This is a genomic window from Desulfobaculum xiamenense, from assembly GCF_011927665.1.
GTDB lineage: Bacteria > Desulfobacterota > Desulfovibrionia > Desulfovibrionales > Desulfovibrionaceae > Desulfobaculum > Desulfobaculum xiamenense.
Window position 1 is genome coordinate 149,887 of record NZ_JAATJA010000001.1, and the last position, 15,876, is coordinate 165,762.

Consider the following 15,876-nt stretch of genomic DNA (forward strand, 5'->3'; position numbering starts at 1 on the left):
GCCATGTCACAATGTGGGCCAGATCGGGTTCTAGCCCATTTGGAACGATCTCGCCAGTGGGAGCGGTGCTTTTTGGGAAAAAGTCCGCATCTTCGCGGATTTTCATAGGAAAGCAGCGCCGTGCGGTGAATGGAAAGGGCGGCGGACCGTGTGGTCCGCCGCCCTTGGCGTGCGAAAGGTGTTGCGCGCGGTGGCGCTACAGGGAGCTACGCAGCTTGTCCCGGCCGAAGTCCGTTATCGCGTAGCGGACGAGGAGGCGGCCATCCGCGTCGACCTCGGCCTCGTCATCGCGGACGATGCCCACGGCCTTGAGGGACTGGAGATGGCTTTCCACCACCTCGCGTGTGAACTGGCGTTCCGTTCCGTAGAGCGGGCGCAGTTCATCCATGAGTTCCAGGCTGTTGCGCGGGTGTCCGTCGGTGAGGTTACTCGCGATCATCATGCGGAAGGGCGGTTTCATATTGAACATGTCCGGCTCTCCTGATTAGGCGACGTTACGCAGGTTGGCGATTTCCTTGGGATTGCCGACAACAAGTACCATGCCGATGGTGATGACCACCGCACCGGCGATGAGATTGCGGGTGATTTCCACGTCGGTGAGCAGGGCGCTGAACAGGATGCCCCACAGGGCGTAGGTGATGTTCATGGCCATGGCGCGGCTCACGCCGGTCATGTTCATGGCCCTGTACCACAGCAGGTAGCTGCACGAGCCAAGGAAGGCCGCGCCGACGAGGATGAGCCCCGAGGTGCTGGTGAGCGCGCTTGAGAGCACGATCCACCCGCCGAGCAGGGGCAGCATGACGAACAGGTAGAAGACGCCGGAGACGATCTGGTAGATGTTGAGCGCCACGGTGGGGTCGATGAGGTCCATGCCGTAGGTCGCCAGAACGCCTTCCGAACCCCAGCCGATAGTGGCCAGCAGGGCGATGCCCAGCCCGAGGTAGAAATGGTCGCTCACACCGCTTTCGGGCGGCGTGTAGCCGATGATGAAGGCTCCGGCGATGCACAGGCCAAGGCCCAGCCACGCGCGCCGGGAGATGCGCTCCTTGAGGAAGATCATGGCCAGCACCGAGGCCACGGCGGGATACAGCGATGTGATGGGCATCACGTAGGCCGGTCCGGCCAGCTTGAGTGCCACGAGGTAGCCGCCCATACCGATGGGGCCGCCGCACAGCGCGCCGAGGCACACGAATCGGCCGGGCTTGCTGAAGATGCTGCGGCCCACCTCGCGCAGGCGTCCCGTCCGCCAGTTGTAGGCCAGTGTCCACAGGGCCGCCGTGCAGTCATGCATGCACGACGCCGTGAGCGGGGCGAGCAGCCACAGGGGAGAATCGGCGAAGGGAGCCAGCGCCAGCGCCATGCCGAGCACCACGCCTTCGAGGCCCCAGATCATTCCCGACCCGAGTGCCCATGCCAGGCCCTTCTTTGCAAAGGCAAGATCGTGCCGCTCCTTGAGCTGCGCGATGGTTGCGCTTGTTGTCATCATTGCTTCGAGCTCTCCGATGTTGAACGTGAGTGGGTGCGTTTGCACAGGGAGTATCCGCGAAAAGCTAGCATCCTTCGTGCCAATGGCCGGAAATGGTGACCGGCGGGAATGGCGGTTGCAATGGTTTGAGAAATGAGTAACAAGGTTCCCTGCGAGACGACAGAAATGTCGTGATAATTCTCACTAAACCCTGTGGCGCAAGGGATAATGCCATGGCGACAGAAATGTCGCGAAACACGACAGGATAGTTCGATGGACAACAAGAGCTACGAGGAACTGCGGAAGGAATGTGACGAATTGCGCATTCGGATGCAGGAATTTCATGATATTCGTCGACGCCTGCAACAGAGCGAGACGCGGCTGGCGCGGCTGCTCCATAACCTGCCGGGCATGGCCTATCGCTGTAGAATCGACGCCGACCTTAACAATACGCTCGAATTCGCCAGCCGGGGCAGTTTGGAACTGCTCGGGTTCACGCCAGACGAGATGGTGCGGGACAACTGGAACACCATTGAGCGCATGACCCATCCCGAGGACCTTTCGCGCATTCAGCAGGAGGCGCGCATGGCCATTCTTGAGCATCGCCCCTACCAGCTCATGTATCGGGTGACCATGTCGTCCGGCGACATAAAGTGGATATGGGACCAGGGCGAGCCGGGGTATGACGAAAATGGCGTGCCCCAGACGCTCGACGGCATCATCCTCGACGTCAGCGCCCAGAAGCTACGTGAGGTTGAGCTGAAGCAGGAAAACGAGCGGCTGCGATCGTCTCTGAAAGGCCGCTACCGTTTCGGCGACATTGTCGGCTGTAGTGACGCCATGCAGCAGGTCTACAGGCTGGTCATGAAGGCCGCCGAAAGCGGCACAAATGTCATAATTTATGGCGAAACCGGCACGGGTAAGGATCTCGTCGCGCGGACCATCCACGACCTCAATACACGCGACGGAAAGTTCGTGCCGGTCAACTGCGGCGCCATTCCCGAGCAGCTACTCGAAAGCGAGTTCTTTGGTCACAAGCGCGGGGCGTTCTCCGGCGCCAACGCGGACAAGCCGGGACTTCTGGCCGCGGCTAACGGCGGCACGCTGTTCCTCGACGAGGTTGGTGAATTGGACCTTAATCTTCAGGTCAAGCTGCTGCGTGCCCTCGAAAGTAAGCAGTATACCCCGGTCGGCGAGACGGTGCCGAGGCGTTCGGATTTCAGGATCATCGCCGCCACGAACCGCGACCTGAAGGAAATGGTTCGCAAGGGTGACATGCGTGCGGATTTCTTCTACCGCATCCACGTTCTGCCGGTGACGGTGCCGCCCCTGCGCGACCGACGTGAGGATATTCCTCTGCTCATCGACCATTTTCTTTCACGGCAGGGTGGCGAGGGTGGACGGACCACCATTCCCACGGCCGTGCGCATCGCCCTTGAGGATTACGATTGGCCGGGCAACGTGCGTGAACTTCAGAACGTTCTGGATCGTTACGTGGCCTTCGGCGAGATCAACTTTTCGGACGTGCGCCTTACGGAGGAAGCCGTGCTGGCTTCCGCGGCGACGGCGGGTCTCGTGACCGTGGCGGAACCCGACTGCTCCGGAACCCTCAAGGATGCCGTGGAGCGTCTGGAGCGGATCATGATCGTGAAGGCGCTCGAAACATGCCGCTGGCGGCGTAACGAGGCCGCAGACATACTCGGTCTCAACATCAGGACCATGCAGCGTAAGATTCGGCGTTACGGCATCTGATCCATTGTCCATTATACATGAAAGCCCCCGCAGGCAGTGCCTGCGGGGGCTTTTTGTCTGTGCGGCAGAGTGCGCGGTCAGCGGATATGGCAGAAATCCGAAGCGGCAACTCCGTGCGCTGGCGACGCTATGCGTGCATCGGCGCGGGGCTGTCCATGTGCGGACGGGCACCCACGAGGAGAGCTGCGCGGTCGGCGGCGCTTCGGCCCTTGGGGCTGTTCAGAAAGCCCTGCCGGAGCGTGTCGAGCAGTTGGGGGGTGTTGCAGGGCATGGAAAGAAAGCCGTCGGCACCCTTCAGATTGCGTAGCATGGCGAACTTGTTTTCGCCTGCCAGAACGACCACCGCGGTTCTCGGGGCGCGTTCCTTCAGATTGGAGAGGGAGCTGCGGGTGCACAGGTTGGGCGTGTCGGAATCGATGACGACCGCGTCGACATACTCGGGCATCTTGTCGAGCGCCTCGGTGCAGCTGGAGGCGGTGAGCACGTAACAGCCCGCCTGACGGAGCCGATTGGACGCCTTGCGGGTGGAGTAGGGGTCTTCGATTACGAGTACGGAAAACATGTTGCGCATGGGATTACCTCATTGGAAAATTTTTTGTGAAAAATTTAACGCGGCGTTGGTCGCTGTATATATCGTCCCAAAACGGCTTTGCGTTCAAAATGGACTGTCTTCCGTATGACACAAATGCCGTTCGCAATGCTTTTTGTATGCAATGCTTATGTATTTTTTGTGTTCTGCATTGCAAGATCGTCTTGTAAAAGATCGTTTCGTCAAGCAAAAATGATCATGTAAGAGTGTATTTGCTCGATTTTGTATTGCGTGTCAAAACTGTCGCCGCGCTGACATTGGATACTTATCGAGTTTTGACGCGAATGATGTCTTGGCAGGTAAATGCCGTTGGTGTGCTGACGTGTGGGGGAATTGCCGATGCAAATATGCTGTTGCACTAAAGATAATGAAGCGACTCAAGAGTGTGATTTCGGATTGAATGTGCGATGGAGTTCGCAAAGGATACATACATTGCAGAATGCACATTGTCTTTGTGCAAGAGAATGTCGGCCATATGACATGTTTTCTGTTTTCATCAATTTGTGATCTCATGCCATAAAATATGGACTTGGCGTGAATAGGAAAGGTTTTCGGATAGTTGGGTATGACGAAAATCTTGTCTTGCGAAGATTTTCTCATTCGGATAAACACAGACCCCCGACCGGAAAGGCAGGGCTGCATTTTTCGGGGACGAGTGGCTTAAAATTCCCGGCTGGTCGAGCAAAATGGACGGGCAAAGGCTGAATGCCCCGAAATGCTTCCGGAATTAGGGATTGATAACTTGTCCAGGGTTTGGCACCATTTGAAGCCGTGAACTTGTTCAGGCTTTGGCACCGCGCTTCGGAAGGCTGACCGAAGTGGACGAGGCCGGATACGAGGCAGGCGAAAAATGAGCCGAGGAAGGCATCCACTATGATTACGCATACGAGTATGGCGCCCATGAACATGCTGGAAGTTCTCGAAAGCCCTGAGCATTCGGACTTTTCCCGTATGTTTCGCGAACGCAGGTTTCTGAAGAACAACATGATCTTCACGCCCGAAGAGGCTGGGAACCAGATCTTTGTGGTCAAGCGTGGGCGGATTCGCGTGTTTCTCGCCGACGAGGACAAGGAGTTCAATCTCGCCATCCTCAAGGAAGGAGACGCGTACACCACGCATACCCGCGCATCCCTTCAGGCCCTGACGGACACGACGATTCTCGTCTCCGAGATGCAGACCTTCGGGCGGCAGGCCGCCGACAGCCCCTATTTTTCTTTGGCGACGCTCACAGTGCTTGGCGAGCATCTGCGCAATACGCTGAACATCATCAATCGCCTCGCCTTCAAGGACATCAAAATGCGTCTGTGTGATTTTCTCCTGCAGGAAGCCCGTGACAAGGGCGAGGAGAACCGCGCTGGCGTTGTTGTCTCGACAGGATTGTCCGTGAAGCAGATTGCGGATTTCGTCGGTTCGACGCGGCAGACCGTATCCACGCTGTTGAACGAGATGCAGAAGGATGGTGTGCTGACGCGTTTGAGCCGTGGAAAGTACGTGATCCACGAGCTTGGCGAGCTTGAAAACGGTGCATCGTCCTCGCAGCGGCCTACCATGGTTCGTCGCCGCGCGGACTGACTCTGACAGCGGGGTCGAGCGCTCGGAAATCACTGTTGTCTGGGGAAAAAAGCCGTCGGAAAGACGACAAAAAGATGTAAAAGTGTCACCCAGATTACGGTTTTTTGTTTTAACATACTGTACGGTGTCCATGTCTTTGTGTGTACCTTAAGGGGGGTATTTTGACATGGACACTGTGCAACCTATCTATTCCATTTCGTTTGCAGTCTGTCTGGGTGCTATCATCTGTTTGGTAGCACAACTGGGGGCGCTCAAACGCTACCGGAACGTGCTCCAACTGTTTGCAATGTCGTGCGTTGCAGAAGTTGGCGTTACGCTGGTTGGCTTTGGCGCCGGGTCCTTCACCGGCATCGCCGGTGGTGCGCTGCACCTCTTCTATCAACTTTCCATCCGTGCGTTGGCGCTGGTCACTCTGTACGCCATGTACCGCAAAGTCGGGTCATTCGATCTCGACCGGCTTCGCGGGATGCACGCCTCCAGTCCTCTCATGGCTTACTGTTTCGGCTTCGCCATGTTCGCCGCCCTCGGCTTCACGCCGTTTAAGGGTGCGGTGAGCAGGCTCGCCGTCGTCTACGGAGCCATCGAGACGGGCCACCTTCTCAGCGCGATCCTCGTGCTCGCAGGCAGCATCGTCGCCGTCTGGTACACGCTGAAGATCGTGCAGGCCATCTGTTTCGAAACGAGCGATGCGGCGGACGCCGCAAAGGAATCCGCCCCGGAAGCCATGTCTCCGTTGACGCTTCTGGCTGGTGGTCTCGCTCTGCTGGTGGCCTTCACCCATGCCATGCCCGAGTCCCTCATCCACATGGTGGAGGGCTGGGTGGCCGCGAGCTACGACGTGCCGCAGAACATGCCGCACTTCGAATCTCCCTGGCCCATGGCTGCGGTGGTTCCGTACGTGGGCGGCTTCCTGCTGCTTCTCGTGTCGAGGTTCGCTCCCAAGGTTGTGGCCGGATTCCGCGTTCGCGAGAGTCTGGCCGTTCTTCTTTCCGGCCTCTCGCTTGTGCTGGTGCTGGCCACCGACGCGCCGACTCCGCTTTCCGGATTCTTCGCGCTGATCATGGCCTTCATCGGTTTGGCGGTGACCTCGTACTCCATCGGTTACATGGAGGGGAAGGAGAACACTGACCGCTACTGGTTCTTCCTGCTGCTTATGCAGGGATCGCTGGTGGGTCTGTGCATGGCGGGCGATCTCGGTTCCCTGTACTGTTTCTGGGAACTGATGACCTTCACCTCGTACTTCCTGGTCATCCACGAGCAGACCGATGCCGCCATCAAGGCGGGCTTCAAGTACTTCTTCATGTGCGCCTCCGGCGCGTACGCCATGCTCTTTGGCCTGCTGCTGCTTCACGCGCAGACGGGTACCTTCGAGCTGGCCGCGCTGCCGCAGGCCGCCGCCACGCTGGCTCCCGGCGCTGCGGCCGGCATCCTGTTCGCGTGCCTCATCGGCTTCGCGGTCAAGGCCGGTCTCATGCCGCTGCACAGCTGGCTGCCTGAAGCCCACCCCGTCGCTCCGTCCTCCATCTCCGCTCCGCTGTCCGGTATTCTGACCAAGACCGGCATCTACGGCATCGTGCTTGTCGGCTTCGGCATCATGGGCTCGGGAGTGATGAACGGAACGACCGGCGCGCTCCACATCGGATCGCTCCTGTCCCTCGTCGGCGCGGTAACGCTGCTGTACGGCGAGGTGATGGCGCTCAGACAGACCAACGTCAAACGCATGCTCGCGTACTCCACCATGGCGCAGGTCGGTGAAATCACCGTCACGCTGGGCCTTGGCACGTACCTGAGCGTCGTGGGCGGCCTCGCCCACGTCATGAACCACGCCATCATGAAGAACCTTCTCTTCTTGTGCATCGGCGTGGTGATCATGCGTGCAGGTTCCTACTCTATAGATAAGCTCAAGGGTATGGGGCGCGTAATGCCCGTTACAGGTGTGTGCTTCCTGATGGCCACGCTTTCGGTCATGGGCCTCCCCCCCTTCGGCGGCTTTGCGAGTAAGTTCCTGATGGTCTATGCCTGCCTCGACTCCGGCAACATGCTTCTGGCATGCGCCATTCTGGGCGGCGGACTGATCGGCGTTCTGTACTACATGCGCCTGGTACGCATCATGTTCTTCGAGAAATACGAAGGCCCCGCCGTGGCTGAAGCCCCGGCGACCTGCCTGGCCCCCATGGCCGTGCTGGCCTTCCTGACCCTCTACATGGGCATCAATCCGCAGGCTCTGCTCGGATATGTGGTGCCCGTGGCGGATACCCTGGTCGCAAGCGGCAAGCTGGCTGCCCAGCCCCTGCCGGACCTCTCGGTTCCGTGGCCCGCGTTTGCGCTCATCCCCATGCTTGGCGGCATCGTGCCGTACTTCATGCGCAAAGACCTTGAGAAATGTGGATGGGCTTCCGTGGGCGTTCTGGTTCTGTCCTTCGTCGCCGTGCTGTTCTACTGGGGCAGCCTCGACACCGTGTCCCTGTGCTACGCGCTGCTCATCGTGCTGATGGGCATCCTGAACACCGTCTACTCGGTGAGCTACATGGACCACAGCCACACCCAGTGGCGCTACTTCAGCTTCCTGCTGCTTATGATCGGCGGGTTGTTGGGTGTGGCCGGAAGCAACAGCCTGTTCAGCTTCTTCATGTTCTGGGAGATCATGAGCAGCTGGACCCTGTACTTCGTCATCATTCACGAGGAGACGGAAGCGTCCCTGCGTGAAGGTTTCAAGTATTTCATCTTCAACGTGCTGGGCGCGACGTTCATGTTCTTCGGTATCGTCCTGCTCAGCTCTGCGGCCGGAAGCTTCGAGATCGGCGTTCTGGCCAAGTCCCTCGGGCAGATGCCCGGCTATGTCGGCTACACCTCCATGGCGCTCATTGCCATCGGCTTCGCCATGAAGGCGGCCATGCTGCCCGTGCGCATCGACATCTGGATGCACCCGGCCACGGCCCCGACCCCCGTCAGCGGCTACATCTCGTCCGTGCTTCTGAAGTCCGGACCCTTTGGCCTGCTGAAGCTGTTCTTCATTCTGGGCGGCGCGGGATTCTTCGCCGGAAAGTCCGGAATTTGGGGACAGCCCACGATCATGTATGCCCTTGCCTGGGTGGCGGGCATCACGATCTTCTACGCGGCGGCCATGGCCGTCATCCAGTCCGGCCTGAAGCGGATGCTCATCTACTCGACGGTTTCCCAGCTGGGCTACATCGTGCTCGGCATCTGTGCGGGAACCTCGCTGACGGTGTCTGCTGGCCTCTTGCACTTCGCCAACCACATGTTCTTCAAGAACCTCGCCTTCCTGTGCGCGGGCGCCATCATGTACCGCACCCACGCCGATTCCCTGAACCAGCTTTCGGGTATCGGCAGGAAGATGCCGCTGACGCTGACGGTCTTCGCCATCGCGGCCTTCTCGGCCATTGGCGTGCCGCCGTTCAACGGCTTCACCTCCAAGTGGATGCTCTACCATGGCCTCATGGCCGAGGACGAAATCTTGCTGGCTCTGCTTTCGCTGACCGGTAGCGTCCTGACCATGGCGTACTTCGTGAAGTTCCTGCACTCGGCATTCTTTGGACAGCCGTCCGAGAAGCTGGCGCATGTCACCGAAGTGCCCAAGAACATGCGCGTGCCCATGATGATTCTCGCTGGCGGCTGTGTGCTGTTCGGCGTGTTCCCGGGCATGCTGCTTGCGCCCATTAACGCGATTATTGCCGACGCCGGCTTCGCACCGCTCGACATCTCGCTCGGCGGCGTAGTTTCCGGTGCGGGTTCCTGGAATGCCGTGGACACCGCCATCCTCATGGGTCTGGCCTACGGTGCCGCTCGCCTCGTGCTCCATTTCATGAGCAAGAAGGAGCGCACCAACGCCATCCATACCTGTGGCGTGAATGACCTCGGTCCCAAGGAACTGAACATCTCCGCGGACAACCTCTACGAGCCGGCCATCACCGTGCTGCGTCAGTGGATTTCCGTGCCCGCTTCACTTCTCGCGTTCAACAGGAAGGGTTGATCATGAAAGAGTTGTTCTCTTACGCCTTCCATATGCTCGTGTTCCCGGGCGGCGTCTTCGCCCTGTGCCTGGGACTGCTTCTGAAGGGTGTTGATCGGAAGGTTCTTGCAAGAATGCAGAGGAGGGTCGGTCCCCCGATCCTCCAGCCGTTCTTCGACATCGTCAAGCTCGGCCGGAAGGAGACCATCCTTCCGGCCTCGGGCCACACCCCCATGTTCCGTTTCGCCCCCATTCTGGGCTTCATGGGCATGATGGTGGCAGCCATGGTGCTGCCCATCCCCGGCGTGTGGAACGGTGCCGAAGGCCTTGGCGACATGCTGATGATGCTCTACCTGCTGCCCATGCCCGCCTTGGCGCTGATGCTGGCCGGTTCCTCGTCCAGCTCGCCCTATGGCGCCATCGGCGCATCGCGCGAGATGATCCTCATGTTCGCTTATGAGATTCCGCTTCTGGCCGTCATTCTGGCGGTGGCCTTCAAGGTCGGCCACGCCACCGGCGGCGTCGCGGAGTTCTCCTTCGCGAAGATCGTGGAATACCAGCTCCAGAACGGTTCGCTCATCTTCGACTGGACCATGTTCCCGGCGTTCCTCGCGTTCCTCATGTTCATCCCCGGAACGCTCGGCTCCGTGCCGTTCGACCTCGCCGAGGCCGAAACCGAAGTGCTGGAAGGCCCGCTGCTGGAGTACTCCGGCCCGGGTCTGGCCATGTTCCACCTCGGCGCGGCGCTGAAGATGGTCGTGGTCATGGGTCTTGGCGTGGTGATGTTCTTCCCCGGGACCATTCCCGGCGGTTGGATCACCAACATGGGCTGGTTCGCGGTGAAGTGCATGCTGCTGATGCTGTTCTCCGTGACGCTGGTGCGTGCGGCCATGGGCCGTCTGCGCACCGACCAGACCTTCAAGTTCTATCTGAAATACCCCGCGACTCTCGCATATGTCAGCCTCGGGTTAACCTATTTCATCCGATAGGCAGGTGACCGACATGCAGATTGCAGAAAAACTCCAGAGCATGGCGGCCCGGTCGCCCTGGCTGTACCGCATCAACGCGGGCTCCTGTAACGGATGCGACGTGGAGCTTGCTACCACGGCGCTCATTCCCCGCTACGACGTCGAGCGGCTGGGTTGCAAGTACTGTGGCAGCCCCAAGCACGCGGACATCGTGCTCATCACCGGCCCGGTCACGGCGGCGGTGAAGGACAAGGTGCTGCGCGTCTACAACGAGATTCCCGATCCCAAGGTGACCGTGGCTGTGGGCATCTGCCCCATATCCGGCGGCGTGTTCCGGGACAGCTATTCCATTCCCGGACCGCTCGATTCCATCATTCCCGTGGACGTCAACGTCCCGGGATGTCCGCCCAGACCGCAGGCCATCATCGAAGGTGTGGCCAAGGCGCTGGCAATCTGGAAGACCAGGATTTAAGGGGGCCGTCATGCTTACATTCCTGAAAGTACTTTGGAGAAATCTCCTGCAGGGCCCCTCGACGGACCCGTTCCCCTTCGGCGAGACCCACACGCCCAAGCGTCTGCGCGGCAAGGTTCGCGTGGATTCCAAGGCGTGCGCGGGTTGCAGCATGTGCATCAACGTCTGCGCGGGCGGTGCCATCCGTCAGGTCGAGCGCGAGGACGGTTCCGGCAAGGACTTCTACGTGTGGCACAACACCTGCACTTTCTGCGGGCTGTGCGAGCGCTTCTGTCCCACCGGAGCCATCAAGCTCTCCAATGACTGGTCCACCGCGCATCTCAATAGCGAGAAGTTCACCTTCCGCGAGCACGAGTTCATTACCTACGACAAGTGCGAGAAATGCAGCACCCGCATGCCGCGTGTGCCGCTTGCCATGCTCAAGAAGATCTATGGGGAACCCACGGAAGACATCATGAAGCTCTACCGGCTCTGCCCCGAGTGCAGACGCCAGAGGGCCGCTCGACAGCTTGGAGCGTAACGAGATGAATATCGAACGCAAGGATTCCATCGTGGCGCTCGTAAAGAGCGTCTCCGCGGACGCCGAGATTCGGTGGACCACGGACGACAAGGATAACGACTACGGTTGGGTCGAGGTGCCCACGGCGGCCGATCTGGTGCCGATGGCCAAGGGGCTGGTGCCCCTGTCCGGCCGTCTGGTGACCATCACCGCCCATGCGCCCCAGAATCCGTCCGAAAAGGGCTTCTACGAAGTGTGCTATCACTTCGTGGTCAAGGGAACCACGCTGACGCTGCGCGTCGTGCCGGAGGGCACCACGCCCACCGTCCCGTCCATCACGCCCTACCACAAGGCCGCCGACTGGGCGGAACGCGAGATTCACGAGCTGTATCAGATCGAGATCTCCGGCCATCCCAATCCGCGCCCGCTGTTCCTGACCAACGAAACGCAGCCCAAGGCCATGGAGCGCCTCGTGCCCCTGTCCACCATGGGCAACGGCGCGTGCACCAACACGCTCTGGGAGAAGATCATGGGCGACAAGTCCGGGGAGGTCGTTCACTAATGGGCAACTTCACCATTCCTGTCGGACCGCTGCATGTGGCTCTTGAGGAGCCGATGTACTTCCAGGTCAACGTCGAGGGCGAAATCGTCAAGGGCATCGAGATGTATGCGGGCAACGCGCACCGCGGCATGGAGGCCCTCGCCCGCGAGCGCAACCTGTTCCAGAACGTGGTGCTCACCGAGCGCGTATGCTCCCTGTGCTCCAACAACCATCCGCTGACCTACTGCATGTCCGTGGAGCACGTCGCTGGCATCGAGGTGCCCGAGCGCGCGCTGTACCTGCGGACCATCGCTGACGAGGTCAAGCGTATCGCGTCCCACATGTTCAACGTGGGCATTGGCATCCATGTCATCGGCTTCGCGTCGCTGTTCATGCATGCCATGGAACTGCGCGAGAAGATGCAGGACCTCAAGGAAACCGTGTGGGGCAACCGCATGGACATCTGCGCGAACATCATCGGTGGTGCGAAGTACGACCTCACTGACGACCTCATCGCGTACATGAAGCAGACCCTCGAAGAGATCAAGAAGCCCTGCGAGGAGTTTCTGCACATCTACCTGACCCATCCGCAGATCAAGGCAAGGACCGAGGGCATTGGCATGTTCCCTTACGAGCAGGCCGTGTACCACGGTTCCGTTGGCCCCGTTGCGAGGGCTTCGAATCTGAACAACGACGTGCGCAGGGAAACCCCCTACGCCGCATACGATCGCGTCAAGTTCGACGTCGTCACCGAGACGGGCTGCGACGTCCGCTCTCGCGCCATTGTGCGCCTGCGCGAGATTTTCGAGTCCATCTCGATTCTGGAGCAGTGCCTGCGGGATATTCCCGCCGGACCGACGGTGTGCAACCCGCTGCCGGAGATCCCGGCTGGCGAGGCCGTCTCCCGGTCCGAGGCACCCCGTGGCGAACTCATCTACTACCTGCGCACCAACGGGACCCTCAAGCCCGAGCGCCTGAAGTGGAGAGTGCCCACCTACGTGAACTGGGAAGCCCTGCGCGTGATGCTCAAGGACTGCAAGGTCGCCGACATCGCGCTCATCGTGAACAGCATCGACCCGTGCCTTTCGTGCACGGAGCGCTAGACTGACCGACCGCGCGCCCGGCCGGAGTTCGGAACCGACATGCATGAACTGTCAATAGTCACGAGCATACTCGCCATCGCACAGGAGGAGGCCTCCCGCCACGACGCAAAGCGCATTACGCGCGTGCGGCTCAAGGTGGGTGCCATGTCCTGTCTCGAGGCGCGTACGCTGACGTCCTGTTTCGAGATATGCGCGGAGGGGACTCCGGCCGAGGGGGCGGAACTGGCCATCACGCTGGTTCCCGTCACGTGGGAATGCAACGAGTGTCATAACGTTTTCGAGGAGCCCGACCATTACGCCTGCCCATCCTGCGGCAGTGAATCGCTGGATTTGAAGACCGGCCGTGAGCTTCTCGTTGAAAGTCTTGATGTGGAAAATTAAATCGAGAGGTGCGGAAAATGGATAAGCAGGAAAAGCAGCAATACGTCATCCACACGGATCCGTCCAAGTGCAAGGGCTGTCAGAAGTGCGAGATCGCTTGCGCCGAGGCCCACTACAACCTGACCCGCAAGGAGATCATCAAGAACAGGGATCAGCTTGAGCCCCGTATCAAGGTCTACAAGTCCGATGATCTCAAGATGCCCATCCAGTGCCGTCATTGCCAGAATGCGCCGTGCGCCAAGGTGTGTCCCACCGGTGCCATCGTGCAGGACGGCAACGTGGTGCGTGTGCGCCACCAGTACTGCGTGGGTTGCAAGATGTGCGTCATGGCCTGCCCGTTCGGCGCTATCGTCGTCGCGGACAAGGACCCCGTGTTCGGTGACAACAACCCCGTTCGCTCCAGCCGCGCTGTCGCCCTCAAGTGCGACCAGTGCGAGGAGTGGCGCGCCCAGAACGGCAAGGAAGTCAGCGCGTGCGTTGAGGCCTGCAAGTTCGGCGCACTGCAGTTCCTGACCATCGAGCAGTATCGCGCCATGAAGATGGCCGAAGCCGCCAAGAACATTCAGGGCATCGCTCCGGCCGTCGAGGTTCAGCCTCAGGCCCAGTAAGCCCGACAAGCGCGTTCATTCGCCCCTCTCCCACAATTGGGGCGATGCAACATAGGGATCATCCTCCCATCCCACAATCGGGATGGTGATCTCACGGAAGTACCAACAGATTGGACATGACCCCCGCCGGTGCCCCACCACCGACGGGGGTCTGCCATTTCTAGGCACGAGAAAAGGCCCGCAGCATGCGCTGCGGGCCTTTTCCTCTGGAATCCCGATAGGGAGACGCCTACTCGATGGTTTCGCCGGTTTCCGCGTCGCGGATTTCGACGAGGCCGGGGCGCTGGCCGCGGATGTGCTTTTCCTTTTCGAGCTTCATCACGAGAAGATTCTCGGAATTGTAGATGATCAGTTCCTTGCCTTTATGGATGAGGACAAGATTGTACATGGATGCGTCTCCTTTGCGTTGCTGGCGTATGCCGGTCTGCGGGGCGGCGGGCTGAAAGCGCGCCCTGACTGTGCCGAGATGTATTCCCGCGTCTGGTGACCGGTCGAAAAGAAATAGCGTTCCTGCGCCGCAAGTCAAGCGGTTCCTGCCAAAGCGCAGCCGGCGGGCGCTCGTGACGCGTGCGGGGTTCCCCGGTTTGCCGGACAGCGCGGAAATCTGCTATCATGCCGGATGGTGGATGACTTTGCGCGGTGGAGCGTTGTGGCTGTGCGGTACATCCCGGGAGTGAAGCATGGATGGGTGTATTCTGTCGTGGTGGCGCGTTGCGTGCCGCCTGTGTCTGGCGGTCGTCATCTGGTGGTGTGCGGGGTGCGGTAGCGCCCTTGCCGGGCCGGATGTCGTTCGTATCCACATGGATGCCGATTGGACGGGGGTGCGCGAGTCCAGCGAGTCCATCGAGCGCGGACTGATGACAGCCATCGCCGCGAGCGGCGGAACGCTCGGCGGGGTGCCGGTGGAGATCATCAGGGCGGACCATCGGGGGAATTCCCGCCGCAGTCTGGAGAATCTCAAGGCCTTTCTTGCGGATGATAGGGCGTTGGCCGTGGTCACGGGGCTGCATTCGCCACCGCTTCTGGCCAATAGGGATTTCATCAACGCCAACGGCATCCTGACGCTTGTGCCGTGGGCGGCGGCGTCGAGCATCACCCGGCATCCGTCGCGCGACAACTGGATCTTCCGTGTTTCCGTGGATGACGCCAAGGCTGGCATGGTCATGGTTGCCCATGCGGTGGACGTGCGAGGCTTTCGGCGTCCGGCGCTGCTTCTGGAGCAGACGGGGTGGGGGCACTCGAACGAGGCCGTGATGGTTGAGGCACTTGCCAAGCGGGGAGTGAGGCCAGCGGGAACCTACTGGTTCAACTGGGGCATTTCCGAGAGCGCCGCGCGGCTTTTGCTGCGTGAAGTGCGGTCCGGGCTGGCGGATTGCATCCTCTTTGTTGGTAACGCGCCCGAGGGGAAGGCCTTCATGCTGTCCATGGCGAGTCTCGGCCCCCTTGAGCGTTTGCCGGTGCTCAGCCATTGGGGATTGACCGGTGGGGATTTCCACAAGGCGGTGGGGCCGGAAATCCGTCGTGACCTCGACCTGTCCTTCCTGCAAACGCGGTTTTCGTTCGTCAGCGATCCAGACGACTCCGTGGGGCGGGCCGTGCTGGCGTTGGCCCGCCGACTGTATCCGGACGTCATCACCACAGGAGCGGACATCGCGGCCCCGGCCGGATTCATTCATGCGTACGACATGGGGCTGCTCCTTGCGGCGGCCGTTCGGACCGCTGGCGGCCTGACCGACGACATTCGGGCCGACCGGGCGCGGATTCGCGACGCTCTGGAGCACTTGCCGGTTCCCGTGGAGGGGCTGGTGAAGACATACGTTCGGCCGTTCAGGCCCTTCTCCGAGACCGATCCCGATGCGCACGACGCGCTCGGATACGATGAGCTGGTGATGGCGCGGTATGCCGAGGACGGCACCATAGTTCTCCTGCCGCGCTGAAGCCGGAGGAAAGCACCGG

General features: G+C 60.4%; 15 protein-coding genes. 11 read left to right on the top strand and 4 right to left on the bottom strand.

Translation table 11 applies throughout. From position 1 onward, the window contains the following. Positions 1-196: 196 nt before the first annotated feature. On the bottom strand, positions 197-469 hold the full coding sequence (locus GGQ74_RS00695) for a hypothetical protein (RefSeq protein ID WP_167939632.1): 273 nt from the start codon (positions 467-469) through the stop codon (positions 197-199). A 15-nt stretch (positions 470-484) separates the two neighbouring features. Then, positions 485-1,486, bottom strand: coding sequence for a DMT family transporter (locus GGQ74_RS00700; protein ID WP_245168051.1), 1,002 nt, complete (start codon positions 1,484-1,486; stop codon positions 485-487). A gap of 252 nt (positions 1,487-1,738) precedes the next feature. Here GGQ74_RS00700 and GGQ74_RS00705 point away from each other — a divergent pair, with 252 nt between their 5' ends. Then, on the top strand, positions 1,739-3,217 hold the full coding sequence (locus tag GGQ74_RS00705) for a sigma-54 interaction domain-containing protein (RefSeq protein ID WP_167939633.1): 1,479 nt from the start codon (positions 1,739-1,741) through the stop codon (positions 3,215-3,217). A 127-nt stretch (positions 3,218-3,344) separates the two neighbouring features. Here the strand turns inward: GGQ74_RS00705 and GGQ74_RS00710 are convergent, their stop codons facing one another. Then, positions 3,345-3,788, bottom strand: a complete 444-nt coding sequence (locus tag GGQ74_RS00710) for a response regulator (protein WP_167939634.1) — start codon at positions 3,786-3,788, stop codon at positions 3,345-3,347. Between the two features lie 918 nt (positions 3,789-4,706). Between GGQ74_RS00710 and GGQ74_RS00715 the strand changes: the two genes are divergently transcribed. From GGQ74_RS00715 to GGQ74_RS00755, 9 genes are all read left to right on the top strand, one after another. After that, a complete protein-coding gene (locus GGQ74_RS00715; protein ID WP_167939635.1) occupies positions 4,707-5,378 on the top strand; it encodes a Crp/Fnr family transcriptional regulator in 672 nt (223 codons plus the stop codon). 166 nt (positions 5,379-5,544) lie between these two features. Continuing rightward, positions 5,545-9,369: a proton-conducting transporter transmembrane domain-containing protein gene (locus GGQ74_RS00720; RefSeq protein ID WP_167939636.1), complete on the top strand. Its 3,825-nt coding sequence runs from the start codon at positions 5,545-5,547 to the stop codon at positions 9,367-9,369. 2 nt (positions 9,370-9,371) lie between these two features. Beyond that, positions 9,372-10,337, top strand: a complete 966-nt coding sequence (locus GGQ74_RS00725; RefSeq protein WP_167939637.1) for a respiratory chain complex I subunit 1 family protein — start codon at positions 9,372-9,374, stop codon at positions 10,335-10,337. 13 nt (positions 10,338-10,350) lie between these two features. After that, positions 10,351-10,788 (top strand): NADH-quinone oxidoreductase subunit B family protein, encoded by a 438-nt coding sequence (locus GGQ74_RS00730; RefSeq protein WP_167939638.1) that lies wholly within the window; start codon positions 10,351-10,353, stop codon positions 10,786-10,788. Between the two features lie 10 nt (positions 10,789-10,798). Then, positions 10,799-11,308: a 4Fe-4S dicluster domain-containing protein gene (locus GGQ74_RS00735; protein WP_167939639.1), complete on the top strand. Its 510-nt coding sequence runs from the start codon at positions 10,799-10,801 to the stop codon at positions 11,306-11,308. Positions 11,309-11,312: 4 nt separating this feature from the next. Further along, positions 11,313-11,849 carry an NADH-quinone oxidoreductase subunit C gene (locus tag GGQ74_RS00740; RefSeq protein WP_167939640.1) on the top strand — a complete coding sequence of 179 codons (537 nt, stop codon included), beginning with the start codon at positions 11,313-11,315 and terminating at the stop codon, positions 11,847-11,849. Continuing rightward, positions 11,849-12,931 (top strand): hydrogenase large subunit, encoded by a 1,083-nt coding sequence (locus tag GGQ74_RS00745; protein ID WP_167939641.1) that lies wholly within the window; start codon positions 11,849-11,851, stop codon positions 12,929-12,931. The genes GGQ74_RS00740 and GGQ74_RS00745 overlap by 1 nt, the downstream gene beginning before the upstream one ends. Before the next feature lie 39 nt (positions 12,932-12,970). Further along, on the top strand, positions 12,971-13,312 hold the full coding sequence (gene hypA / locus GGQ74_RS00750) for a hydrogenase maturation nickel metallochaperone HypA (RefSeq protein WP_167939642.1): 342 nt from the start codon (positions 12,971-12,973) through the stop codon (positions 13,310-13,312). Positions 13,313-13,329: 17 nt separating this feature from the next. Next, a complete protein-coding gene (locus GGQ74_RS00755) occupies positions 13,330-13,920 on the top strand; it encodes a 4Fe-4S dicluster domain-containing protein (RefSeq protein ID WP_167939643.1) in 591 nt (196 codons plus the stop codon). 229 nt (positions 13,921-14,149) lie between these two features. Here the strand turns inward: GGQ74_RS00755 and GGQ74_RS00760 are convergent, their stop codons facing one another. After that, entirely contained in the window at positions 14,150-14,308 is a 159-nt protein-coding gene (locus tag GGQ74_RS00760) for a hypothetical protein (protein WP_167939644.1), read from the bottom strand. A gap of 292 nt (positions 14,309-14,600) precedes the next feature. Here GGQ74_RS00760 and GGQ74_RS00765 point away from each other — a divergent pair, with 292 nt between their 5' ends. Further along, on the top strand, positions 14,601-15,857 hold the full coding sequence (locus GGQ74_RS00765; RefSeq protein WP_167939645.1) for an ABC transporter substrate-binding protein: 1,257 nt from the start codon (positions 14,601-14,603) through the stop codon (positions 15,855-15,857). Positions 15,858-15,876: the final 19 nt, after the last annotated feature.